The 24,437-nt window shown below is 72.6% G+C and carries 18 protein-coding genes, 1 other RNA gene and 1 pseudogene; 8 read left to right on the top strand and 12 right to left on the bottom strand.

Annotation, left to right across the window (positions count from 1 at the left end; translation table 11 throughout):
* Positions 1-247: 247 nt before the first annotated feature.
* Positions 248-355: pseudogene (locus ACGFZW_RS34995) on the top strand (lasso RiPP family leader peptide-containing protein); the annotation flags it as partial.
* A gap of 77 nt (positions 356-432) precedes the next feature.
* Here the strand turns inward: ACGFZW_RS34995 and ACGFZW_RS34990 are convergent.
* Positions 433-1,401, bottom strand: a complete 969-nt coding sequence (locus ACGFZW_RS34990) for a LysR family transcriptional regulator (protein ID WP_393897351.1) — start codon at positions 1,399-1,401, stop codon at positions 433-435.
* Positions 1,402-1,505: 104 nt separating this feature from the next.
* Here ACGFZW_RS34990 and ACGFZW_RS34985 point away from each other — a divergent pair, with 104 nt between their 5' ends.
* Positions 1,506-2,804 (top strand): MFS transporter, encoded by a 1,299-nt coding sequence (locus ACGFZW_RS34985; protein ID WP_393897350.1) that lies wholly within the window; start codon positions 1,506-1,508, stop codon positions 2,802-2,804.
* 30 nt (positions 2,805-2,834) lie between these two features.
* On the opposite strand, the gene ACGFZW_RS34980 is transcribed toward ACGFZW_RS34985, so the two are convergent.
* From ACGFZW_RS34980 to ftsE, 6 genes are all read right to left on the bottom strand, one after another.
* Positions 2,835-3,824 (bottom strand): alpha/beta hydrolase family esterase, encoded by a 990-nt coding sequence (locus ACGFZW_RS34980; protein ID WP_393897349.1) that lies wholly within the window; start codon positions 3,822-3,824, stop codon positions 2,835-2,837.
* A gap of 156 nt (positions 3,825-3,980) precedes the next feature.
* Positions 3,981-4,350: a transfer-messenger RNA gene (gene ssrA, locus ACGFZW_RS34975) on the bottom strand.
* A 159-nt stretch (positions 4,351-4,509) separates the two neighbouring features.
* On the bottom strand, positions 4,510-4,989 hold the full coding sequence (gene smpB, locus ACGFZW_RS34970) for an SsrA-binding protein SmpB (protein WP_393897348.1): 480 nt from the start codon (positions 4,987-4,989) through the stop codon (positions 4,510-4,512).
* A gap of 18 nt (positions 4,990-5,007) precedes the next feature.
* Positions 5,008-6,216: a S41 family peptidase gene (locus ACGFZW_RS34965; RefSeq protein WP_393897347.1), complete on the bottom strand. Its 1,209-nt coding sequence runs from the start codon at positions 6,214-6,216 to the stop codon at positions 5,008-5,010.
* 68 nt (positions 6,217-6,284) lie between these two features.
* Positions 6,285-7,199 carry a permease-like cell division protein FtsX gene (gene ftsX, locus ACGFZW_RS34960; RefSeq protein ID WP_393897346.1) on the bottom strand — a complete coding sequence of 305 codons (915 nt, stop codon included), beginning with the start codon at positions 7,197-7,199 and terminating at the stop codon, positions 6,285-6,287.
* Positions 7,200-7,208: 9 nt separating this feature from the next.
* On the bottom strand, positions 7,209-7,898 hold the full coding sequence (ftsE, locus tag ACGFZW_RS34955) for a cell division ATP-binding protein FtsE (protein ID WP_030069385.1): 690 nt from the start codon (positions 7,896-7,898) through the stop codon (positions 7,209-7,211).
* 251 nt (positions 7,899-8,149) lie between these two features.
* Between ftsE and ACGFZW_RS34950 the strand changes: the two genes are divergently transcribed.
* Entirely contained in the window at positions 8,150-8,344 is a 195-nt protein-coding gene (locus ACGFZW_RS34950; RefSeq protein WP_393897345.1) for a hypothetical protein, read from the top strand.
* Between the two features lie 192 nt (positions 8,345-8,536).
* Here the strand turns inward: ACGFZW_RS34950 and ACGFZW_RS34945 are convergent, their stop codons facing one another.
* The 4 genes from ACGFZW_RS34945 to ACGFZW_RS34930 all read right to left on the bottom strand — a co-directional run bounded on the left by ACGFZW_RS34945 (position 8,537) and on the right by ACGFZW_RS34930 (position 14,020).
* The gene (locus tag ACGFZW_RS34945; RefSeq protein ID WP_393897344.1) at positions 8,537-9,325 is read right to left on the bottom strand and encodes a hypothetical protein; all 789 of its coding nucleotides are present in this window, start codon (positions 9,323-9,325) and stop codon (positions 8,537-8,539) included.
* Positions 9,326-9,645: 320 nt separating this feature from the next.
* On the bottom strand, positions 9,646-10,752 hold the full coding sequence (prfB, locus tag ACGFZW_RS34940; protein ID WP_393897343.1) for a peptide chain release factor 2: 1,107 nt from the start codon (positions 10,750-10,752) through the stop codon (positions 9,646-9,648).
* Positions 10,753-10,898: 146 nt separating this feature from the next.
* Positions 10,899-12,200, bottom strand: coding sequence for a serine/threonine-protein kinase (locus ACGFZW_RS34935; protein ID WP_393897342.1), 1,302 nt, complete (start codon positions 12,198-12,200; stop codon positions 10,899-10,901).
* 194 nt (positions 12,201-12,394) lie between these two features.
* Positions 12,395-14,020 carry a serine/threonine-protein kinase gene (locus ACGFZW_RS34930; protein ID WP_393897341.1) on the bottom strand — a complete coding sequence of 542 codons (1,626 nt, stop codon included), beginning with the start codon at positions 14,018-14,020 and terminating at the stop codon, positions 12,395-12,397.
* Positions 14,021-14,499: 479 nt separating this feature from the next.
* On the opposite strand from ACGFZW_RS34930, the gene ACGFZW_RS34925 reads away from it, so the two are divergent.
* From ACGFZW_RS34925 to ACGFZW_RS34905, 5 genes are all read left to right on the top strand, one after another.
* Positions 14,500-18,285 (top strand): FHA domain-containing protein, encoded by a 3,786-nt coding sequence (locus tag ACGFZW_RS34925; protein WP_393897362.1) that lies wholly within the window; start codon positions 14,500-14,502, stop codon positions 18,283-18,285.
* A gap of 308 nt (positions 18,286-18,593) precedes the next feature.
* The gene (locus tag ACGFZW_RS34920; protein WP_393897340.1) at positions 18,594-20,018 is read left to right on the top strand and encodes an ABC transporter substrate-binding protein; all 1,425 of its coding nucleotides are present in this window, start codon (positions 18,594-18,596) and stop codon (positions 20,016-20,018) included.
* Positions 20,019-20,055: 37 nt separating this feature from the next.
* Entirely contained in the window at positions 20,056-21,438 is a 1,383-nt protein-coding gene (locus ACGFZW_RS34915) for a carbohydrate ABC transporter permease (protein WP_393897339.1), read from the top strand.
* Positions 21,435-22,316, top strand: coding sequence for a carbohydrate ABC transporter permease (locus ACGFZW_RS34910; protein WP_393897338.1), 882 nt, complete (start codon positions 21,435-21,437; stop codon positions 22,314-22,316). The genes ACGFZW_RS34915 and ACGFZW_RS34910 overlap by 4 nt, the downstream gene beginning before the upstream one ends.
* Positions 22,317-22,660: 344 nt before the next feature.
* The gene (locus tag ACGFZW_RS34905; protein WP_393897337.1) at positions 22,661-23,605 is read left to right on the top strand and encodes a class I SAM-dependent methyltransferase; all 945 of its coding nucleotides are present in this window, start codon (positions 22,661-22,663) and stop codon (positions 23,603-23,605) included.
* A 43-nt stretch (positions 23,606-23,648) separates the two neighbouring features.
* On the opposite strand, the gene ACGFZW_RS34900 is transcribed toward ACGFZW_RS34905, so the two are convergent.
* Positions 23,649-24,338, bottom strand: coding sequence for a class I SAM-dependent methyltransferase (locus ACGFZW_RS34900; protein ID WP_393897336.1), 690 nt, complete (start codon positions 24,336-24,338; stop codon positions 23,649-23,651).
* Positions 24,339-24,437 lie beyond the last annotated feature (99 nt).

Raw genomic sequence — 24,437 nt, 5'->3', positions numbered from 1 at the left:
CCCTGGCACCGGACGGGCGCTGCGCGCGCTGTGCAGCGCAGAGGCCCGGCGGCGCGGGGGCGCGGCTCCGCGGCCGGATGCGTCGCGCGCCCCTCCGTTCACCCGATAGAGGCAATGGCATCGGCGCAGGCCGCTGACAATCTGATGAAAGAACGCTGAGTAATCAGCCCGACACGGTGCGTGCGCTGTTGGTGCGCAGCCCTCCCGAAGGAGATACCTCCATGCAGGAACCGCAGAGCAGGTCGAGTACGAGGCACCCGAGCCGGCGGAGGCCGGCGACTTCACCGAGCTGACGCTCGGGTTCTTCGGCCCCCACTGGGACGGCCTGGCCGGATTCCACCACGGCTGGTGGTGAATCGGCACCACCACAGGGCCCTGTCGACCCCGCGCCCCCGGCAGGGCCCGCCCGGCATCGGGCACGGAGCCGATCCGCTAGCCGACGCCCATCGCGCGGGCATCCTCCCGAGGCAGCCACGCCTTCGCCGGAGTCGTCAACCATCCCCCTTCGGCGGCGAGTTCATGTGCCGCGGTCCGCAGCGCGTCGAGGCCCGGATGCCGCAGCCCCTTGCGCCACACCATCGAGATCGGGGACAGCGGCACCGGATCGACCAGCGGTCGCAGGACCATCCCCGGCACCTCGATGAACTCCACACTCGCCAGCACCGACCACCCCCGCTTCCGCACCACCCGCACGAACTCCCGCGAGCCCTCGATCTCCGGGAAAGGAGCGGCCATCGCGATTCCACGCCCCTCGAAGAGGCGGGCCGCCAGATCCGTCCACTCCGCCGTCTGTGGATTCCCTGCGCCCGCGTAGAGCGTCTCCCCGGCCAGCGCCGCGAGCGGCACCGCGCCCCGGGGGGCCAGCGGATGGCCCTCGCGCAACAGCACCGCCATCGGCTCCAGCCGGACGGGCTGATGCTCCAGACCGGCCCGCACCCCCGCCGGCAGTGCCGCGACCCGGCCGAAGGACACATCGAGCCGCCCGTCCGCCAATTCGGCGGCCGCGCCCGTCAGTCCGCTGTGGAAACGGGCGACCAGCTCGCAGCTCTCCGGCACCCGGCCCCGGGCCGTCTCCAGCACCCGGTGCGCCGTCCCGATCGGCACGCCCACATCGACCAGCAGCGGCCGCTCCGGCACGGCCCGGAACGCGGCGGCCAGCTCGTCCTGCGCGGCCAGCACCCACCGGGCGTACGGCAGCAGCCGCTGCCCGTCCGGCGTCAGCGCGACCTGGCGCGTGGTCCGCACGAAGAGGACGGCACCCAGCTCCCGCTCCAGGCGCCGGACGTCCCGGCTGAGCGCCTGTTGGGCGACGTACAGCCGGGCGGCGGCCCGCGTGAAGTGAAGTTCCTCGGCGACGGCGGTGAACGCCCGCAGCAGACGCGGGTCGATGTCATACGGCACCGGGCCACCCTCCCAGCCACCGCCCAGAATTAACAACCCTGTTGCGTGAATGCAGTCTGATCAGGTGTTGGACGACCGACCCGGTCCGCCGCGACGGTAGAGGAATGATCCTCTTCCTCGCCGCCCGCCCCGTCACCGCCCCGCCCGTACGGCCCCCTGTCCTGCCGGCCCGTCGCGCGCCCCGTCCGCGCCGTCCGCACCGCGGGCCGCTCGCGCCCTATCGCCGGATCTTCGCCGTCCCCGGCACCCGCGCCTTCACCGCCGCGAACCTGCTGGCCCGCCTCCCGATGGGCATGCTCAGCATCAGCGCGGTCCTGATGATCGCCGGATCGCGCGGCTCCTACGCGCTGGCCGGAGCCGTCACCGCCACCGGGCTCGCGGCGACCGCACTGGCCGGCCCGTGGACCGCCCGGCTGATCGACCGCCACGGCCAGGCCCGTATCGCCGTCCCGGCCACCGTCCTCGCCGCCCTCGGCTCCGTCGGCCTGCTCCTGTGCGTGCACCATGACGCGCCCGCCTGGACCCTGTTCGCCTGCTACGCGGCCACCGCCACCACGCCCAACACCGGCGGAATGTCCCGTGCCCGCTGGGCCCACCTGCTCCGCGAGGACCCCGCCGCCCTGCACACCGCCAACTCCTTCGAACAGGCGGCGGACGAACTCTGCTTCATGCTCGGCCCCGTCCTCGCCACCCTGCTGTGCACCGCCCTCTTCCCTGAGGCGGGTACGGCCGTGGCGGCGGCACTGCTGCTCTCCGGCGTGCTGCTGTTCGCGGCCCAGCGCCGCACCGAACCACCCGTACCGCCCCGAGAGGAAGACCGCGTCCGTCCCCGGCCCCCGCTCCGCCTCCCCGGCCTGCCGCCGCTCCTCGCCACGTTCCTGTGCACCGGCGCGATCTTCGGCTCACTGGAGGTCGTCACCGTCGCCTTCGCGGACAGCCACGGCGTACGCTCCGCCGCCGGGGCCATGCTCGCCCTCCAGGCAGCCGGCTCCTGCGCGGCCGGCCTGCTCTACGGCCTGCTGCCGCCCGCCGGCCGGACCGCCCGCCGCTTCCTCCTCTGCATCGCCGCGATGGCCGCCCTGATGCTGCTCCCGCTCCTCGCCGCCTCGACGGGCAGCGCGGTGGCCGTGGCTGCCGCGCTCCTGCCGGCCGGTATGGCCACCGCGCCGACCATGGTCACCGGCATGGGCCTGGTCCAATCCCGGGTGCCCGCAGGTCAGTTGAACGAAGGGATGACCCTGGCCGTGACCGCCCTCCTCGGCGGCATCGCAGCCGGCTCGGCGGCGGGCGGCTGGGCGGTGGACCACCTCCCCGGCTCATCGCCGGCTGCCTACACCGTCCCGGCCTGCGCGGCCGGCCTCGCGCTCGTCACCACCCTCCTCGCCGCCCGCGCCCGCCGCTGAACCGCCCGGCCCCGGCGCGCTCGCGGCCTCTCAGCCGCCCAGCCCCCATCCCCGCCCCAGCTCATACGCGGCACACAGGTTCACATCGAGCACATACGCCGCTGCCGTCCCGCACTGAGCCGGTCCCGTCCCCGGGTCGACCGGCTGCCCGTGCCCCATACCGGTGATCGCGTACGTCTGGACGACCGGGGCACCCGCGGCGTTCTGATACACCGCGTGCGGATACCCGCCCACCGTGTCCGTACGGTCAGCCGTCCCGTCGACGCCGTGCACATTCGTCCACTGCTCGACGAGATCCGCCATGTTCACCGGCTTCACGGTGGTGTCGGCGGTGCCGTGCAGCACCGTGAGCGTCGGCCAGGGCCCGCCGTACCCCGGATTCGCCGCCCGCACCCGGTCACCCCACTGCTGAGGCGTCTGGGTCGCCCCGACGTACATGCACACATACGGCGACCCGGCGGCCTGTGCGCAGCCGTACGGCAGTCCGGCGACCACCCCGCCGCCCGTGAACGCCTCCGGATACGCGGCCATCATCACGGTCGTCATCCCGCCGCCCGCCGACAGCCCGGTGACATAGACCTTCGAGGCCCCCGTGTCCGTCCGCTGCCGCTCCACCATCTGCGCGACGGACGCGGCCTCTCCCTGCCCGCGGGCCGTGTCGCCCGCCGTGAACCAGTTGAAGCACGAGGAGGCGTTGTTCGCCGTGGTCTGCCCCGGCAGCACGACCGAGAAGCCCCACCGGTCCGCGAGCTCGACCCAACCGCTCTGCCGTCCGTAGTCGACGGCGTTCTGCGTACACCCGTGCATCGCGACCACGACCGGCCGGCCCTCCGGCAGCCCGGACGGCACATAGCGGTACATCCGCAGCGCCCCGGGATTCGTCCCGAACCCGGTGACCTCCTCGATCGTCCCGGCGGCGGCCTCCGCCCGCGCGCCGCCCACCGGCGACAGTCCGCCCGCCAGCAGCCCGGCGAGCAGCACCAGCACCCCGGCCGTCCGCCGGCCCCATCTCGTCCGCATCCGTCTCATCACGCCCCGTCCCTGCCCTTCGCCGTCCGTCATTGCCGAGCGACGGTAGGCGGGCCCCGGGTGCGCCGATATGTGGCCGGCGACCACAAAAACGACTCAGGCCCCGGTGTCCTCTCGGACACACGGGGCCTGGGCCTCACATGGGAATTGTGGAGATGGCGGGAATCGAACCCGCGTCCAACGGTGCAGCAACAGGGCTTCTCCGAGTGCAGTTCACTGCGATTTTCTCGGCCCCGGAGATCACGCGAACAAGTCTCCGACGGGCTCAGTCACTGTTTGATTTCCTTCTATACCCCGTGACCGGGTCTAGAAGTTTAGTCCCCTAGCTGATGCCAGGATCCGGGTCGGGAACAGCCCCGGGCTGACACTTCGCAAGTCGCTACTTAGGCAGCGAGGGCGAAGGAATCGCGCTTGGTATTGGCGATTATTGTTTGCGACATATGGTTTACGAGATCATTGCCGCTTCCTCGACTCGCTTCCCCTGCTTCAACATCCGCTGTCGAAACCGATCATCCCCATGTTGTTTTTTCAAGGTGGTGCACTGACACCCGCATGGAGCGCCAGATCCTGCACACCCCGTGAGGTGCAGTGCCATCGTACGTGACCAACGCACGACGATGCCAGCGTATTCCCCGGCCCTGCCCCGGACCCGCGGCGAGCGGGCGGGGGCCGGGGGTCAGGCGCGCTGGCGCCTGCGAGCGGCCGAGACGGCGCGGTCCGTCTCACGGCGGTCCTGCTGCTCGCGCAGCGTCTGCCGCTTGTCGTATTCCTTCTTGCCCTTGGCCAGGGCGATCTCGACCTTGGCCCGGCCGTCCTTGAAGTACAGCGCCAGCGGCACGATCGTGTGACCGCTCTCCTGGCTCTTCGCTTCCAGCTTGTCGATCTCGACGCGGTGCAGCAGCAGCTTCCGCTTGCGGCGGGCGCTGTGGTTGGTCCAGGTGCCCTGGGTGTACTCCGGCACATGGACGTTGTGCAGCCACGCCTCATGCCCGTCGATGTGCACGAAGCCGTCGGCCAGCGAAGCCTTGCCCTGCCGCAGCGACTTCACCTCGGTGCCCCACAGCACCAGGCCGCACTCGTAGGTGTCCAGAATGTGGTAGTCGTGCCGCGCCTTCTTGTTCTGCGCGATGAGCTTGCGCCCCGTCTCTTTAGCCATAGTGCGGCCATTTTCGCACTACGACCCACCCCCGAGGCCACTCAATACCGTCCGGGCCCTCTTCTCCGTGCGGCTCTCGGCCAGCACGTCGGGGGTGATCCCCCGGCCGTCGACGGCCCGGCCGGACGGTGTGCGGTAGTGGCCCACGGTCAGCTCGGCGACCGAGCCGTCCGGCAGCTCGCTGGGCATCTGCACCGAGCCCTTGCCGAAGGTCGGGGAGCCGACGACGACCGCACGGCTGCGGTCCTGCAGGGCTCCGGCGAGCAGCTCACCGGCGCTCATCGTGCCGCCGTCGACGAGGACCACCAGCGGAACGCGGGTATTGCCGCCCCGCTCGGCGTACAGGGCGCGCTGGCTGCCGCGGACGTCATAGGTGGCGACCAGGCCGCCGTCCAGGAAGGCGGATGCGGCGTCGACGGCCTCGGTCACCAGGCCGCCGGTGTTGCCGCGCAGATCCAGCAGCAGACCGCCGTGCGGCGCCGCGCGGCGGACCGCCCGGCGCACCTCCTCGCCGGTGCCCTTGGCGAAGGCGGAGACCTTGATCCGGGTCAGGCCGTGGGTCCCGGCCGGCCGCTCGGTGGTGACGTTCTGCGTTCTGAGACGGGTGCGGTGCAGGGTCGCGGTCCAGGAGCGGGAGCCGCGCTGAAGATCCAGCCGGACGGACGTCCCGGCCTCGGCGGAGTGCCGGCCCGAACCGTCCTCGGCGGCGCCGCGCAGCCGGGCGACGATCTCGGTGACCGGTCTGCCCCGGGACGGCCGGCCGTCGACGGCACGCAGCGCGTCACCGACGGCGATGCCGGCGCGCGCCGCGGGGCTGTCGTCCTGCACCCCGGAGACCTCGATCCGGCCGCCGTGCGCCTGGCGCACCCACAGGCCGACGCCGACGTACGCACCGTCCAGCTGCTGTTGGAAGCCCTCGAACTCGCCGGGTGAGTAGATCGTCGACCAGCGGTCGCCGCTGCGGCTGACGACGTCGGCAGCGGCCTGCGAACCGGACTTGCCGTCCTCGATGGCCTCGGACGCCGCCCGCTCGACAGCGGCGCGGTCGGCGATCCGCTCGGCCCGGCCGTCGGCGCTGGTCCGCACCGGCCGCTCCACGGCGCCTTCGGCGCTCTCGTTCCATGTACCCGCCGCCGCGCCGGTCGCGAGCACACTCGCGAAGACCAACGTCAGGGCTGCCCCGCGGCGGATGCGGCGGGGCCGGTCGTACGCACACGGGCCCGACATGCCGGTGAGTCTAGGTGACAAAAGGGCGCCGTACGGTGAGTTGACCGTACGACGCCCCTTGGCAAAGCTCACACCTTGAGGTACTTGCGCAACGCGAAGAAGGCGGCGAGCGCGGGCATCAGCAGCCCGATCAGCAGCACCAGTGGCAAGACCGCCGCCACCGAGTCCCAGCCGATGAAGTTGATCACTTGGATCTTCTCGGCCAGCCAGTTGTTGACCAGGATGTACTTGCCGCCGACGATCAGCACGCAGGCGAACACCGCCCCCAGCAGCCCCGCGATGGCGGCCTCCAGGATGAACGGCATCTGGATGTAGAAGCTGGAAGCTCCCACCAGGCGCATGATCCCGGTCTCCCGCCTTCGGCTGAACGCCGACACCCGGACGGTGTTGACGATCAGCATCAGCGCAACGACGAGCATCAGCCCCATCACACACAGCGCGGCGATATTCATGCCGTTCAGGAGGTTGAACAGTGGCTCAACGGTGTCCCGTTGGTCCTGTACCTCCTGCACGCCGGGCCGCTCGGAGAACGCCGACTTGATGACCGTGTACTTCGTCGGGTCCTTGAGCTTGACCCGGAAGGACTCCGGCAGCTGGTCGGGCGTGACCAGTCCGGCGACGGGCGTGTCGCCGAACTGCTCCTTGTAGTGCTTGTATGCCTGGTCGCTGGATTCGTACTGCACCGGCTTCTGCACGAGCGGCAGCCGGTTGAGCTCGGCCTTGATGTCGTCCTTCTGCTGCTGCGTGGCCGCACCCTTGGTGCAGTTCGTGCCGCTGCCGGCGTCGTTCTTGTTGCAGAAGAAGATGGAGACGTTGACCTTGTCGTACCAATAGCCCTTCATCGTGCTGACCTGGTCGCGCATCAGCAACGAGGCGCCGAACAGGCCGAGCGAGAGGGCCACGGAAACGATGACGGCGAAGGTCATCGTGAGATTACGGCGGAGACCGACGCCGATCTCCGACAGGACGAACTGGGCGCGCATGGCGTCCTTTCAGTGCTGGTAGCCGTACACGCCGCGCGACTGGTCGCGTACGAGCCGGCCCTTCTCTAGTTCCATGACCCGCTTGCGCATCTGGTCGACGATCTGCTGATCGTGGGTGGCCATGACCACCGTCGTGCCGGTCCTGTTGATCCGGTCCAGCAGCTTCATGATGCCGACGGAGGTCTGCGGGTCGAGGTTGCCGGTGGGCTCGTCCGCGATGAGCAGCATCGGGCGGTTGACGAAGGCCCGCGCGATGGCGACGCGCTGCTGCTCACCACCGGAGAGTTCACCCGGCATACGGTCCTCTTTGCCGCCAAGGCCGACGAGTTCGAGGACCTCGGGCACCGTCTTGCGGATCTGGCCGCGCGGCTTGCCGATGACCTCCAGAGCGAAGGCGACGTTCTGCCCCACCGTCTTGTTGGGGAGCAGGCGGAAGTCCTGGAAGACCGTGCCCACCTGGCGGCGCATCTGCGGCACCTTCCAGTTGGACAGCTTCGCGAGGTCCTTCCCCAGTACGTGCACGGCGCCATGGCTGGCGCGCTCCTCGCGAAGGAGCAGGCGCAGGAAGGTTGACTTACCGGAGCCCGAGGAACCCACCAGGAAGACGAACTCGCCGCGCTCGATCTCGAGCGAGACGTCCCTGAGCGCAGGGCGGTTCTGCTTCGGGTAGGTCTTGGAGACGTTGTCGAATCGGATCACTGATGCACCACGGTCGACCTGGATAGAGGGCACGGTATGCCGGGTTGCGGCTCCCGTCGGTGTGCGTGACCATACGCGAACCTCACACGGCGGCGCAGTCGCCGTCGGCGGTTGGTGCGTTTATTCACGGCACCTACGGGACAAAAGGAGCACAATCCCGCGGGGCGCGCCGTTCCGCCACGGACCTGGCACAGTGGTAGGGGGAACCAATGTGCCTTCCGGTGCGTTGGCGCAGTGGAGAAGGAGGTCGCATGACGTACGACCGATTGGTGTGCGCCAACTGCGCGGCCCCTGTGAGCGAGGGCCGCTGCCCGGTCTGCCGGGCCAGCAGGGAACGACTTCAGCACCAGACGGGCGGCATGTTCGCCCAGCTCAGCCCCGTGATGCTGGTGGCATTGCTGATCGCGTTGATCGCGGTGGGGCTGCTCCTGCAGCAGACCGTCTGAGACGGGTAGCCACAGCCGCGGGTGAGCGCCGCCGCGTACGGCGCGAGCACTCGATACCTCACGTAGCGCAAGCGGACGCGCACTTTCCGCGCGTCCGGCGCAGGCCCGTCGGCGCACCTTCTCACCGGGAGAACACCGGAGGGCCCGGAGCGCTGGCTGCGCTCCGGGCCCTCGTCGTGTACTGCGTCAGCGTCAGGCCGCGGCCGCGCCGCCGCCGCTCTTGTTGATGAAGCGGGGCATCAGGCGGAAGCCGACACCGCCGGCGATCATCGTCGCCGCGCCGATCAGCAGGAAGGTCGTGCCGGAGGAGCCGGTTTCGGCCAGCTCGCCGCCCTTGGCCTCCTGCTTCGCCTGACCGGGCGTGTCAGCGATCTGCTCCTTGCCCTCGCCCGGCTGCTCGACGGGCTTGCTGCCCTCGTTGTCGGTGCCGGTGCCGGTGCTGTCGCCACCGGTGCCGGCGTCACCGCCGGTGCTGGCGTCGCCACCGGTGGTGTCACCGCCCGTGGTGTCACCGCCCGTGGTGTCGCCACCCGTGGTGTCGCCACCGGTGGTGTCGCCACCGGTGGTGTCGTCACCGCCGGTCTCACCGCCCGTGGTGTCGTCACCGCCGGTCTCACCGCCGATGCTGTCGTCACCGCCGGTCTCACCGCCGATGCTGTCGTCACCGCCGATCTCGCCACCGGTGCTGTCGTCACCGCCGATCTCGCCGCCGGTGCTGTCGTCACCGCCGATCTCACCGCCGATGCCGCCGTCGTCGCCGCCGGTGTCACCGCCCGTGTCGCCGCCGGTGTCACCACCGGAGTCGCCGCCACCGATGATTCCGCCGATGAGGCCGCCGATGATGCCCGTGCCGCCATCACCGTTGGCACCCTGGTCGGGGCCTGCCGCCGAGGCGGCGCCGGCCGCGGTCAGCGACGCACCGGCCGCGATCACCGCGCCGGCTGCGATGCGCGCTACGCGCAGCCGCGTCTTCTTCGTCATGTGCTGCTACCCCCAGTAGCTGAACTCGTCAATGGAGCATCGCTGTACGGGGCCACGGCCGACAGGGGGTACGCGAGTCACGGCCCCACTCGGGCGGGCCACTCATCTCCCCGTTCATACACGCGCCCCAGACATACGCATGCCGCGCCCACCCTTCCCAGTTCCGCCAACATCGTCAAGGTCGAATAAAGTCTCGATGACCGAATTGCCAGAAGTTGGGCGGTACATGGACGTACGACTGTGACCAAACCGCCACATCAAAAAACAACTGCCCTCCGAGGAGAGGCAGTTGTCTGATGAGGCGTATACGCCGAAAAGCGCTACTTCTCCCGCTGCTTGCGCCAGCGGATCCCGGCCTCCAGGAAGCCGTCGATGTCGCCGTCCAGCACGGAGGTGGGGTTGCCGACCTCGAACTCCGTCCGCAGGTCCTTGACCATCTGGTACGGGTGCAGGACGTACGAACGCATCTGGTTGCCCCAGGAGTTGCCGCCGTCGCCCTTGAGCGCGTCCATCTTGGCCTGCTCCTCCTGGCGGCGGCGCTCCAGGAGCTTCGCCTGGAGGACGTTCATCGCGGAGGCCCTGTTCTGGATCTGCGAGCGCTCGTTCTGGCAGGAGACGACGATGCCGGTCGGAAGGTGCGTCAGACGGACCGCGGAGTCCGTGGTGTTGACGCCCTGGCCGCCGGGGCCTGAGGAACGGTAGACATCCACCCGCAGCTCGGACTCGTCGATCTCGATGTGGTCGGTCTTCTCGACGACCGGCAGCACCTCGACGCCGGCGAAGGACGTCTGACGGCGGCCCTGGTTGTCGAACGGCGAGATGCGCACCAGGCGGTGGGTGCCCTGCTCGACCGAGAGCGTGCCGTAGGCGTAGGGGACCTGGACGGCGAAGGTGGTCGACTTGATGCCGGCCTCTTCGGCGTACGAGGTCTCGTACAGCTCGGTCTTGTAGCCGTGCCGCTCGGCCCAGCGCAGGTACATCCGCTGCAGCTTCTCGGCGAAGTCGGCGGCGTCCACACCGCCGGCCTCGGCGCGGATGTTGACCAGCGCCTCACGGGCGTCGTACTCGCCCGACAGGAGGGTGCGGACCTCCAGCTCGTCCACCGCCTTGCGCACGGACGTCAGCTCCGCCTCGGCCTCGGCGCGCGCGTCCTCGTCGCCCTCGTCCTCGGCCATCTCGAAGAGCAGCTCGAGGTCATCGACCCGGCCGCGCAGCTCCTCGGCGCGGCGCAGCTGGCCCTGGAGGTAGGACAGGCGGCTGGTGATCTTCTGCGCGCTCTCCGGGTCGTCCCACAGGGACGGTGCCGCGGCCTGCTCCTCGAGCACGGCGATATCGGCCCTCATCTTGTCGAGGTCCAGGACGGCCTCGATCGACCCCATGGTCGAGGAGAGGGACTTCAGCTCTTCGGATACATCGACGACTGCCACGCACCCAGCCTAACGGCTGACGCCGCCGTCGTGCCCCGGCCCCGTCGGGACGGCCCCGCCGAGGCCCTGCCGGGCCGCTGTCGGCCGCTGCCGGGGCGGCCACGGGCAGCTGCCGCGTGCCCTGGGGAACGGCCCGGCAGGCGCGGTCACGGGGCGTCGGGCTCCGACCTGTGGACTCCGGGCCCGGCGTCGCCCGGCTCGTCGTCGCCGGAGGCCAGCCAGCCGCCGATACCGGCCGCCACGACCACCGCGGCGGCGGCCGCGCCGAGCTTGATCCGCCGGCGGCGCACCGCCCGGTGCCGGGCCGAACCCGCCCGGCGCTCCCCGGCGGCCCGGGGGGCGCGGGCGGTGCCGTGCGCGCCGCCCGCCAGCTCGTCGGGGCCGGGGACCCGCATGCTCGTGTGGGTCTCCCGGTTGGAGTCCGGCACCGCGCCCTGGACGAGCGGGACCGCGCCGCGGGTGGGGCCCGCCTCGGGTGCCACCGGCGGGTAGAGCGCGTCGTCCCGCGGTGTGCCGCCCTCCTGGCCCGCCCGCTCGTCCTCCGCGGACTCGTCGTCCGGCTCGTCGATGTCCAGCGGCGGGATGCCGGCGAGGTCGGGAAGCATCTCCCGCAGCCGGGTGGCCAGCTCCGGCGCGCGCAGCCGGGACGCGGGAGCCTTCGCCAGGCACTGGAGCAGCAGCTGCCACAGCTCGTCGGGGATACCGGGCAGGGGCGCCACACTCTCGGTGACGTGTCGGCGCAGCACCGCTCCGGGGTGGCCGCCGCCGAAGGGCGTGAAGCCGGCGAGCAGCTCGTACAGGACGGTCGCCAGGGCGTAGACGTCGACGGACGCGCGTGGCGGCAGGCCCTCGATGATCTCCGGCGCGAGGTAGTCGGGGGTACCGATGACCTTCGTCGAGCGAAGCGGGACGGAGGACCCCCCGGCCGGAGGCTGGGGGAGGGTCCTGCGCGGCGAGTCGACGAGCCGGGCGATGCCGAAGTCGGTGAGCAGCGCGGGGTGCGCCCCGCCGGGGCCCAGCTCGCCCTGCATGTCCAGCAGGACGTTCTCGGGTTTGACGTCGCGGTGCACGATCCTGGCGGCGTGCGCGGCGGCCAGCGCGTCGGCGACGTCGGCGGCGATGGCGACCGCGGCCTCGGGGGCCATCCGGCGCTCGCGCTCCAGACGGGTGCGCAGGTCGGTGCCCCGTACGAGGTCCATCACCAGCGCCAGGTCGTTGCCGTCGACGACGAGGTCGCGCACGCCGACGACGCGGGGGTGGTCCAGGCTCAGCAGCGCCGTACGCTCCTGCACGAAGCGGCCGACGAGCTCCTGGTCGGAGGCGAGATCCTCACGCAACAGCTTGATGGCCACGGCCCCTTCGGGGCCCTCGCCCAGCCATACCGTGCCGGCACTGCCGCGCCCCAGGATCTGGTGGGCGGTGTACCGGCTGCCGATCTTCCGTGCCAAGACTGCTCCGACGTGTCGGGCCCCCGAGCGTCCTGCCGGGGGCTGAAGTTGGCGTCAAAGCTACGCGGGTACCGAGGGGTTCGGTGCCCCGGACGGCGGCAACCTTCACTTCTGCAGGTGAAATCGCCCGCCGGAAGTCGACAAATCCACGAGGTCGCGCACCGGGGCGGCCCTGCCGCCCCGGTGGGTGGGCGCTACTTGGAGAGGCTCTGCACGAAGTCCTCGACGGTGCGGTAGGCATCCCCGATCTGGTCGAAGTAGCCCTTCGTCGTGCCGATCCACTCCTGAAGAGGAGTCAGTTCCCAGATCAGCCAGCTCGCCACGAACAGGATGAGCAGGGTGAACAGACAGCCCTTGAGACAACCCAGGCCCGGAATCCGCATCGGGTTGGCGCTGCGTTGACGCGGCTCGCGCCGGGGCCGGGGCTCCGGGGCGGGCGGGCGCTGCGGTTCGTAGCGCTGCGGCGGCGGCTCCTGGCGGCGCTGCGGAGCCTGGCGCTGCGGCGCCTGCTGGGCGTACGGCGCGGGACCGCCGTACTGCTGCTGCCCCTGCGGAGGCTGCTGCGGCGCGGGCCGGCGCTGGGGGCGGCGGCGCAGCGGGTCCTCGCTCGGGTCGAGGTACTGCACCTGGGTCTGCTCGCTGCGGTCCCGGGCGGCCCGCATCTGGGACTCCCAGGGGTGCGGCCCTTCGGGCTCCTGCGGCCCGCCGCCGGGCATGCCCTGGGGCATCGGCGGCACCGGCGGCATGGCGCGGGTCGGGTCGCCCTGGCCGGGGCCCGGGCCGCCGGTGGACGGCATGACGCTGGTGGCCGCGGCCGGGTCGTAGGAGCCGGCGTGGGACGGCAGCACCTGGGTGGCGTCGCCGCCGTCCGGGGCGCCCTCCGTCCCGGGGACCACAGCGGGGGTGGGGTCGGGCGCGAGCAGCGCGGCGACGCCCAGCGCCGCCTCGGCCTGGGCCGGGTTGGAATGCACTCCGACGCCGGCCGCGACGGTGCGCAGGCCGCGGGCGAGGTTCTCGGCGCTGGGCCGCTCCTCCGGGCGCTTGCGCAGACAGCGCTCTATGACCGTCCACAGCGGCTCGGGGACGGTGCTGGGGCGGCGCGGCTCCTCGCTCAGATGCCGGTGCAGCACTTCGAGGGCGGTCGCGCCGGCGAACGGCGGCCGGCCGGTGACCAGCTCGTACAGCAGGATGCCGGCGCCGTAGATGTCGACCGCGGAGGTCTGCGGGCGGCCCTCGGCGGACTCCGGCGCCACGTAGGCGGGGGTGCCGACGAATTCGTGGGTGCGGGTCAGGCCCGGGGAGTCCGCGAGGCGCGCGATACCGAAGTCGGTCAGCATCGGGTGCATCTCGCCGCTGCCGTTCGACCCGGCGAGCAGGACGTTGGCGGGCTTGAGGTCGCGGTGCACCACGCCGTCGGCGTGGCTGGCCGCCAGCGCGTCGGCGATCTGCGCGGTCAGCAGGGAGGCCGCCACCGGGCTGAAGGGGCCGTTGTCGCGAAGGTAGCGGTGCAGGTCCGGGCCGTCGACCAGGTCCATCACCAGGGCGAGCAGATCGCCCTCGACGACGAGGTCACGGGTCCGGACGATGTTGGGGTGGGTGAGCCGCAGCAGGACGGAGCGCTCCCGCAGGAAGCGCATCACCACATCCGCGTCGTTCGCCAGCTCTTCCTTGAGGACCTTGATCGCGACGGTCTCGCCGGGCTCGCCGGCCACCGCGGCCTCGGCGCCCGCGGTCTCCCGCTGACGGGCACGCCAGACGGTGCCCGTGGCACCGCGTCCCAGCGGTTCCTCAAGCAGGTACTTGCTGCCTACCGGCCGCACGTCATGCGCTCCCTGGTCTTGGTGGTTCCTCTGCCTGGCCCGCAGGGTCAGCTCGCGGCCCGTCCGCCCACTGTAATGCCGTCGTACAAGCTCCTGGGCTCGCGACGGCGGCGGGGCTTGTGGGGAAGACGTGCCGAAGCGGCGAATGGTTGCCACCGGCGGCCGGCCGCGGGTGCGCGCGAGGGCCTCGACAGGTCCGGCCCCTTCCGAAGTTGATCATTGCGATCGAAATCCGGCCGTTCACCGCGCGCAAGCAGGCACTTTTTCGCCCTTGGGAGACCAAACAAGATCACTCGTTGACGGTCGGCGGGCGTGTTGTCAGCGGCAGGTGCGAGGATGCACCCAGCACGCATGCGGTGGGGCGCGCGGTCTTTGTCGCGACGTGCATTGGGACTTGTACGTGCCGACGTGCTCGGGTGCGGTGGGGGAGTGAGCGCGGCCCCTGCCGGATTTCCCGGCAGAAGGGACCGTTGACGGCGATGCAGATCCGGCTGACCGTCCTCGGGCCGCGCAGCGGCCACACCACCCGGGCCTGCGACGTGCTCGTGACGGCCCCCGCCGGAACCCCGCTGGCCTCGGTGGCGGGCTCCCTCGCGGCGTCGGTGGCCGGCTCCGGCGCGGACGTCGGCGGCGGCGGCTCCGGGAGCGCAGGCGGCTCGGGCGGCACCGGCAGCAGCCCGGTCGTGCTGTACGCCGGGACCGAGCGGCTCGACCTCCAGCGCGCGGCGATCGGCGAGCCGCCCTTGATCGACGGCGCGGTGCTCTCCCTCCAGGGCCCCGGCCCCGCCCCTGCGCACGGCCTGCCGCACGGCCAGGCCCGGCTGCGCGTCGTCTCCGGGCCGGACGCCGGCGGAGTCCATCTGCTGCACGGCGGCCAGATCCGCATCGGCCGCTCCGCCGACGCCGACGTCCCCCTCGACGACCCGGACGTCTCCCGGCTGCACTGCGCGGTGACCGTCGAGCCGGACGGCTCCGTGTACGTCGCCGACCTCCGCTCCACGAACGGCACCGCCGTCGACGGCACCGACCTCGGCGAGCAGCCCGCCCCGCTGCGTCCCGGCACCCTGCTGCGCATCGGCGAGTCCGCCCTGCGCCTGCAGGTCTCCCCCGGCGCCCCCGATCCGGCCCTGGCCGCGACGCCCGACGGCGAGGGCCATCTGCGCATCACCCCGCAGACGGCGGGCACCGAGAGCCGCGCTCGGCACGGCGGCACCGGAGGGGCACACGGGGACAGCGGCCCGGGCGGGGCGCCGGTCCCCGCGGAGCCACAGGGCCCGCGGGCCGAAGGCGGTTCCGGCGCTTCGGTCCGGTGGCCCGAGCCCGGAGGGTCGGGGGCGTACGCCCCCGGCAGCCAGGCGCAGGGGCAGGACGGCGGCGCGCAGCACCCCGGCGCGGACGTTCCGGGTCACCCGGCGGGCCACCCCGGCGACCTCACCGGGCCGGAATCCCGGCCGGGCCCGTACGACGCGTTCGGCACGCAGGGCGGCCCCGGCCAGGACACGGGCACCTTCCCCTCACCCGCCCGGGAAACGGACGGGCGGGCCCCTTCGCCGGGCGGACCGGCGCGGCGGGACACGCCGCTGCGCGGCACCACCGCGTGGGACGACGCCCAGCGGCCGCCCGCCTCCCCGGGCCACGGCGCGGCGTTCCTGGACAGCCCGTCCACCGGCCGTCCCGCCCGGCGCCCCGAGGAAGGCCCCGGCATCCCCGCGCAGCCCGGCCCGGCCTCTCCCGGGTACGCCGCACCCGGGCACGACGACCGTGGGCACGGCCACCCGGGGCACGACCACCACCGTTCCGGTCCCCCTGCCCACGACCGGCAGGTGCCCGGCGGCCCCGGCAGCCACGATGCGCGCCTGGAGTACGACGACAGCCACGCGGCGGGTGCCCGGCCCGGCACCGGCCACGGCACGCCCCTGCGCGGCACCCCCTCCGAGGGCCTGGGCCCCGGGGCCCGGGAGCGGGCGGAGGGCATGCCCGCGGGCCCGCAGGAGCGGACGCACGGCGGGCAGCAGGCCCTGGCCCCGGCCGAGGCCCCGAAGGGCGCGCGACGCGGCGGGATCGGTGCCTGGGCGCGGCGGCTGGCCGGCGGCAGGTCCGCGGTGGACCGGCCCGCAGGCGCCCCGGAGCGGACCGTGGACGCCGCCGCGGAGCACGCCGCGTCGCCCCCGGCTGCCGCCTCGGACCGCTCCGCGGCGGCGGGACCCGCCGCCCACGAGCGATGGCCCGATGCCGCCGCTGTCCTGCTGACGGCGCTCGGCCCGGGACCGCGGCTCTGGGAGCGCGGCCCCGACCACCCTGACGTATTGACGGTCCGGCTGGGCACGGCAAGCGGCAGCGGCGGCCGGGCCGCCGTGCCCGTCACCGTCGATCTGCGCCGGGCCGGCGCCCTCGGCCTCGCCGGGCCGCGCGGGCGGCTGGCGGGACTGACCCGCTCCGCGGTCGCCCAGCTCGCCGCCCTGCACTCCCCCGGCACCCTGGAGATCGTGCTGCTCAGCACGGACCGCTCGCGCAGCACCGAGGAGCGGGTGGCGGACTGGTCCTGGCTGGGCTGGCTCCCCCAGGTACGCCCCGCACACGGGCAGGACTGCCGTCTGCTGCTGGCCTACGACAAGGAGCAGGCGACGGCCCGTACGACCGAGTTGGTGCGTCGGCTGGACGACGGTCCGCTGGGCCCCGGATGGGCCAGCGCCGACCGCGCCGATGTGGCCTCGGCCGCCGCGGGCCACCACGGCCCCTACACCGTCGTGATCGTCGACGGCGACCTCGGCTCGTCGGCACTGCGCGAGACGGCGGCCCGGCTGGCGGCGGGCGGGCCCGCGGCCGGTATCCACCTCATCTGCCTCGCGGAGACCCCCGCCGCGTCCCCCGTCTTCCCACTGGCCGCGACGTACGAAGCGGCCCGCGTGGCGTCGCCCGCGTTCGGCGAGTGCGGGGCGGTGGCGGTGCTGAGCGGCGATGTCGCCACGGCGCTGCGCGTCGTCCAGCCGGGCTCGGGGCCCAACGGCACGGTCGCGACGGTGGACGCGGTCTCCGGCGCCTGGGCCGAGCGGTTCGCCCGCGCGCTGGCGCCGCTGCGCGAGGCCGACGCGACGGCCTCCGTCGGCGGACGCACGGTGCATCGCGCCGCCGTCCCGCTGCCCGACTCCTCCAGGCTGCTGGACGAGCTGGGGCTGGCCCGCGCGACGCCCGCCTCGCTGATGGCTCGCTGGGCCGCCGCGACGGACACCGATCGGCCCGGCGCCGCCGCGGTCCTCGGCACCGGCCCGCACGGCCCGCTCTCCGCCGACCTCGCCGCCGACGGCTCCCATCTGCTCGTGGAGGGCACGGCGGCCACCGGCAAGACCGAGCTGCTGCGCTCCCTGGCCGCCTCGCTCGCCGCCGCGGACCGCCCGGATCTGCTGTCGATGGTGCTGGTGGACGGCAGCAGCGAGCGCGGCGAGGGGCTCCGGATGTGTACGGACCTGCCGCATGTCACGACGTATCTCGCCGCCTCGGACCCGGTCCGGATGCGGGAGTTCGCGCAGGCGCTGTCCTCGGAGCTGAAGCGGCGCGCGGAGATACTGGCCGGGACGCCGTTCGCGGAGTGGCGCGCCAAGCATCTGCCGGCGCCCCGGATCATCGCCCCGCGCCGTACGACCGAGGGCACGACCGGCAGCGCCGCCGGTGAGCCGGACCCGTCCACGACGGGCACCCTGCGGCTGCGGGCGCGCAGCGGTGCTCAGGTGGCGGACGGTGCGGCGGCGGTGCCGATGCCGCGGCTGTTCGTGCTGGTCGACGACTTCGACGAGCTGGTGTCCCCGGCGCTGGGCAGCACCGGCCGGCCGGCCGCAGGTTCGGTGGTGCGGGCCCTGGAGGGGGTCGCCCGGGAGGGTGCCGCGCTCGGCGTGCACCTGATCGCCACGACCGGCCATCCGGACCGTACGGCCGACACCGCTGCCTCCCGACGCGCCGGTCTGCGGGTACTGCTGGGAGCCTCGGGTGATCCGTCCGGCCCGGTCCCGCCGGGCCGCGGACGGCTGCACCGCGCGGAGGACGGCTCCTCCACGCCCTTCCAGGCGGGCCGGGTCACCGGGCGGATACCCAGGACCTCGACCCTGCGGCCGACGGTCGTGCCGCTGGAGTGGCAGCGGATGGGCGATCCCCCGGCCCGGCGCCCGCTGCGCGAGCTGGGCAACGGCCCGACGGATCTGGCACTGCTGGCCAGCGCGTTGCAGCGGGCCGCGCAGTCCTCCGGAGCGCCGTCCGCCCCGCCCCTGGTGTGAGCCGGGGGCGGGCCGCGGGAGTCCGAGGGGTGCCTTCGCACCATCCGCCCCGCCGCCCCCACCACCCGTAACAGCCCGATCACAAAAGGCCAGTTGGCGCGGGAGACGGTATTGCGGCCCGGGTGATCAGGGCGTAGGACTGTCGCACACCACAGCTGCACGGCACGGCACCACGGCACCACGGCACCACTCAGGGCACGACGCGAACAGCACGACGCGAACGGCACGGGCAGGGACGCCGCGGCACGACGTGACACGGCTCCCTCCGCACCCGGCACGGCAGGCGCGGCGAAAAGGGGCTGACGGGGATGCGCACACGACTCGACCGCACGGCCGCACGCGGCACACAGGCGCGAAGGGGCGGCGGCACACGCGAGCGGGCCTCGACGGGAAAGCGCGCCACGTCCGCCCTGGCGGCCACCGCGGCGCTCGCCCTCGCGCTGTCCGCCTGCGGCGGTGGCGGCGCAAAGGAGGAGAGCGAGGGCGGCAAGGGCGGCAGCACCGCCCCCACTGTGTCGCTGCCCAAGCTCAACGGTCAGAAGCTCCAGGTCACCGCGGTCTGGACGGGCGCCGAGCGGGAGAACTTCGTCAAGGTGCTCGACGAGTTCGAAAAGCGCACCGGCGCCACCGTCGACTTCGTGCCCAGCGGTGACGACATGGCCGGCTTCGTCGGCTCCAAGATCGCCGGTGGCGGTCAGCCGGACGTCGCGATGCTCCAACAGGTCGGTGTGCTCAACGAGTTCGCGGCGAAGGACTGGCTCAAGCCGCTCGGGCCGACGGCCAAGGCGCAGCTCACCAAGAACTACAGCAAGGGCTGGCAGGACCTCGGCGCCCACAAGGGCACGCAGTACGGCGTGTATTTCAAGGCGAGCAACAAGTCGCTGGTCTGGTACAACGCCAAGGCGTTCGACAACGCCGGTGCGCAGGAGCCGAAGACCTGGCAGGACTTCCTCAAGACCGCCCAGACCCTCTCCGAGTCGGGCGTCGAGCCGGTCTCGGTCGGCGGCTCGGACGGCTGGACGCTGACCGACTGGTTCGAGAACATCTACCTCTCGCAGGCGGGCCCGGAGAAGTACGACCAGCTGGCCCAGCACAAGATCAAGTGGACCGACGGCTCGGTCAGGAAGGCGCTGACCACGCTCGGTCAGCTCTTCGGCCGCAAGGACCTGCTCGCCGGCGGCAACGCGGGCGCGCTCCAGACGGACTTCCCGACGTCGGTGACCCAGACCTTCAGCGGCGGTGACACCCCCAAGGCCGCGATGGTCTCCTCGGCGGACTTCGCCGCAGCCAACATCAGCCAGACCAAGGCCGCGATCGGCACCGATGCCAAGGTCTTCCCGTTCCCCGCGGTGGGCGCCAAGTCCCCCGTGGTGACCGGCGGCGATGTGGCGGTGGCACTCAAGGACGGCAAGGCGGCGCAGGCGCTGCTGACGTTCCTCGCCTCGACGGACGCGGCCAAGATCTGGGCCCAGGCCGGTGGATTCATCTCGCCCAACAAGGAGTTGGACCGGGCCGCGTACGCCGATGACGTGATGCGTGAGATCGCCGAGGCGCTGATCGCGGCGGGCGACGACTTCCGCTTCGACATGTCCGACCAGGCGCCCGCCGGGTTCGGCGGCAAGCCGGGGCAGGGCGAGTGGAAGGACCTCCAGGACTTCCTCAAGAGCCCGAAGGACGTCACCGGCGCCCAGGCGCAGTTGGAGAAGGACGCAGCCAAGTCGTTCGGGCACTGACGCCGACCGCCTCGACCGGGACCGGGGGACCGTCACGATGAGCGACGTACGCACCAGCACCGAGCGGGCCGGCGGCATACCGGGCGGCCCGCCGGCCACCGGCTGTCCGGGCCGCCCCGGCAGGAAACGCCGACGACTGACGGGCACCCGCCCCTGGATCGCCGCGGCCTTCCTGCTGCCCGCGCTGCTGCTGCTCGGCGCGCTGGTGGTCTATCCCATCGTCTTCTCCGTCCAGCGCAGCCTGTTCGACGCCTCCGGTGACGGCTTCGTGGGGCTGGACAACTACGGCGAGATGTTCTCGGACGACGGCATCCGCACGGCGCTGCAGAACAACGTCATCTGGGTCGTGGTCGCGCCGACCGTCTCGACGGCGCTGGGGCTGATGTTCGCGGTGCTGACCGAGCGGGTCAGCTGGGGCACGGCCTTCAAGCTGGTCGTCTTCATGCCGATGGCGATCTCGATGCTGGCGGCCGGGATCATCTTCCGGCTGGTCTACGACCAGGATCCCGAGCGCGGGGTCGCCAACGCGGTGTGGGTCGGTGTGCACGACACGTTCGCCGATCCGGCACCGTTCCCCGGCGCCAAGCCGCGGCCGAACGCGGACCTGCGCCCGTCCGGGGGCGGCGCGTTCACGACGGAGTCGGCGGTGGCCGCCACGTCGCCGGCGAATGTGCCGCTGGTCGCCGTGCAGCCCGACGATGTGCGCGGGGCGCAGCGGGCAGTCGCCGCCACCGCCCGGCCGGGCAAGGTGACCGGCACCGTCTGGCTGGACTTCACGCGCGGGGGCGGAGGGCGCGTCAACGCCATCGACCCGGGCGAGAAGGCACTGGCCGGCATCACGGTCGAGGCGGTCCGGGACGGCAAGGTGGTCGCGTCGGCGACGACGGCGGCGGACGGCACGTACGCGCTGCCCGCCGACCGGGCCGACGGCGCCCGGCTGCGGCTGCCCGCCGCGAACTTCGCGGAGGCCTACCGCGGCATCAACTGGCTCGGTCCCGCGCTGGTCACCCCGGCCATCATCGGCAGCTACGTGTGGATGTGGGCGGGCTTCGCGATGGTGCTGATCGCGGCGGGTCTGGCGGCGGTGCCGCGGGAGCTGCTGGAGGCGGCGCGGGTGGACGGCGCGGGCGAGTGGCAGGTCTTCCGCCGCGTGACGGTGCCGCTGCTTGCGCCGGTCCTGGTGGTCGTACTGGTCACGCTCATGATCAATGTGCTGAAGATCTTCGACCTGGTCTACATCATCGCGCCGGGCTCCAGCGTCAGGTCCGCCAACGTGCTCGCGCTCCAGCTGTTCCAGTCGTCGTTCGGCACGGACGTCGACGAGGGCCTGGGCAGCGCGATCGCCGTATTCCTGCTGCTGCTCGTGCTGCCGGTGATGTACGTCAATCTCCGGCGCATACGGAAGGAGCGTCGCCGATGACCACCGTGGACGGTCCCGTACGGGCCAAGCCGTCGATGGCCGCGCGGCTGGCGGCCCGGACCGGCGGCGGGGCGCTGCGGATCTTCCTGGTCCTCGTCGCCCTCTTCTGGCTGATGCCGACCATCGGGCTGCTGATCTCGTCCTTGCGCAGCCCGGAGCAGATCGCCGAGTCCGGGTGGTGGCAGGTCTTCCGGGCCCCGGCACAGATCACCTGGGACAACTACAGCCAGCTGCTGTCCAACGACAAGGTCATGGGCTCGCTGCTGACCACCGCGGCGATCACGGTGCCGGCGACGGTGCTGGTCGTCGTCATCGGTTCGCTGGCCGGCTATGCCTTCGCATGGCTGGACTTCCCCGGCCGCGACACCTGGTTCATGGTCGTCGTCGGGCTGCTGGTCGTCCCGGTCCAGGTGGCGCTGATCCCGGTGGCGAAGCTGTTCGGCGCGGTCGGGCTCTTCGAGACGACGGCAGGGGTGATCCTCTTCCATACGGCCTTCGGCCTGCCGTTCGCGGTGTTCCTGCTGCGCAACTTCTTCGCGGAGATCCCCCGGGAGCTGCTGGAGGCGGCCCGGCTGGACGGGGCGGGCGAGCTGCGGCTGTTCACCCGGGTCGTGATGCCGCTGGGCGGCCCCGCCATCGCGTCCTTGGGGATCTTCCAGTTCCTGTGGGTGTGGAACGACATGCTGATCGCGCTGATCTTCGCGGACAGCGGCAGTCCGCCGATCACCGTCGCCCTCCAGCAGGAGGTACGGCAGTTCGGCAACAACATCGACGTCCTGGCGCCGGGTGCGTTCGTGTCAATGGTGGTGCCGCTGATCGTCTTCTTCGCCTTCCAGCGCCAGTTCGTCTCGGGCGTGATGGCGGGCGCCGTGAAGTAGCAGGTGCGGTGAAGCAGCGCGCCACCACTGCCGGTCCGCGCGCCATCTTCCGTTCATTTCCGTCCGCCTACGATGACGGCCGATGACGGTCACGCCGTGCACCGCGTGGTGCGAGCGGCATGCGCCGGGGCAGCAATGTGCGCGCGCACCCGGCCCGTGCCGAGCGGTGGCGCCCCGGCGCCGTCCGGTCCCGCGCGTCGCGGCCACGCCACGGCACCCGGCCGTATCGGCAGCAGCACCCGGCGGACACATCCGCGGCGCAGCATCGCCGCCACATATCGCACCCGCACACCTGCGCGTCGCCCCTCGCCCTGGATTCCCGACCGTCTGGAGACGGACCGCACATGACTGCCCTCACCGCAGACCACAGTGCCGAACAACTCCCGCGACCCACTCGACTGTCCGAGGTCAAAGGCTGGTTCTTCACCGCTGACCAGCTGCTCTTCGACTGGTTCCTGGCGCATCAGCAGGACCGGTCGGTGTCGGGCGACCTGCTCGAACTGGGCGCGTACATGGGAAAGAGCGCGATCTTCCTCGGTGCGCGGCTGCGCTCCGGCGAGCGCTTCACGGTCTGCGATCTCTTCGACTCCCCCGCCGAGGACGTCTCCAACTCCCGGGAGATGAAGAAGTCCTACGCGACCCTGACCCGCCGCGCGTTCGAAGCCAACTACCTCGCGTTCCATGACGAGTTGCCCACCATCGTGCAGGGCCTGAGCTCCGTCGTCCGGGAGTATGTGGCGGATGATTCGGTGCGTTTCGCCCATATCGACGCCTCGCATCTCTACGAGCACGTCCACGGCGACATCCTGGCGGTCCGCGAGCTGCTGACCGGCCAGGGCATCGTCGTCCTGGACGACTTCCGAGCCGAGCACTGTCCCGGCGTGGCCGCTGCCACCTGGCAGGCCGTGGCGAACGAGGGGCTGCGGCCGGTCTGCATCACCGGCACGAAGTTCTACGGCACGTGGGGCGACCCGGAGCCGCTGCAGAAGGCCCTGCTGGCGTGGATCGAGTCCCGCAAGGACATCTGGCACGAGGTGCAGCAGGTCAACGGCGCCCCGCTGATCCGGCTGAGCGCCAAGGGCGCGAAGGACCCCGCCCAGCCGGTCTCCCGTCACACCTCGCCGCTCCGCCCGCGCGCGGCGGACCGGGCGCCGGCGGGGTCCGCGGCCCGCGTGGTCCCCCGCCCCCGGCCCGGCACACTGCGCCGCGTCGCGCTGAACGTGCTGCCGCCGGTCCTCACCAAGGCGGTCGTCGCCGCCCGCCGCAAGGGCCGCGCGGCATCCCGCTAGGCGGGCGGACGCCGCGCGCCGTGCGGGGCCGTGCCGGCGCCCCTCAGAGCGGCACCTGCCCCACCAGCACGAACGCGTTGCCGCGCAGCAGCTTCCCGGCCGGGCGCGGCAGCGGCGAGGAGTAGGTGCGCCGGACGGCCAGGCCCGCGGACTCGGCGAAGGCCCGCAGCAACGGGAAGTCGGTGAAGCGGACCGCGGCGGGGGTCGCCCGGTGGCCCGCTTCCTGCGGGGTGATCAGCACGATCCCGCCGCCCGGGCGTACATACGGCACGTAGGCCCGCAGCAGGTCCTCGACCTGCTCGTCGTCCAGGCGGTCCAGGACGTGCGCGCACAGCAGCGTGTCGAAGGCGCCGGGCCTGGCGTGCGGGCTCGCGAGGAACGCGTCGGCGGTGTAGGCGGTCAGACCGCGGGCCCTGCACCGCGCCACGTCCTCCGGATCGTGGTCCACACCGACGCTGCCGGACGCGCAGCCCGCCAGGGCGTCACCGGCGCCGCAGCCGATGTCGAGGACCCGGCCCCGGCCGATCCGCCGCAGCTGCCTGCGGTACGGGGGCCGGACGGGCGCGGTCCGCGGCGGGCCGGAGCGCCCCGGGGCCGGCAGGCGCGCGGTCGAGGCGTGCGGAGCGGTGCCGGTGAGGGGGGCGCCGGTGCCCGGCACGGCGGCCGGGTCGCCGCCGGGCCCGGTGGCCTCGGGGCTGTCGGTGGCGGCGGAGCTGTCGGTACGGCCGGACATCAGGTCGCGGTCACCTTTCCCTCGGGGCACGGCGCAACGGCGCCGGGACGACAACCAACGGGTCTACGGCATCGGGCAGGCCACGCCCGCACGGCGCGC

Source organism: Streptomyces sp. NPDC048248, from assembly GCF_043201875.1.
In the GTDB taxonomy this organism is placed as follows: domain Bacteria; phylum Actinomycetota; class Actinomycetes; order Streptomycetales; family Streptomycetaceae; genus Streptomyces.
Note: the sequence above shows the minus strand (reverse complement) of the source record. Positions and strands in the feature narration are given on the sequence as shown.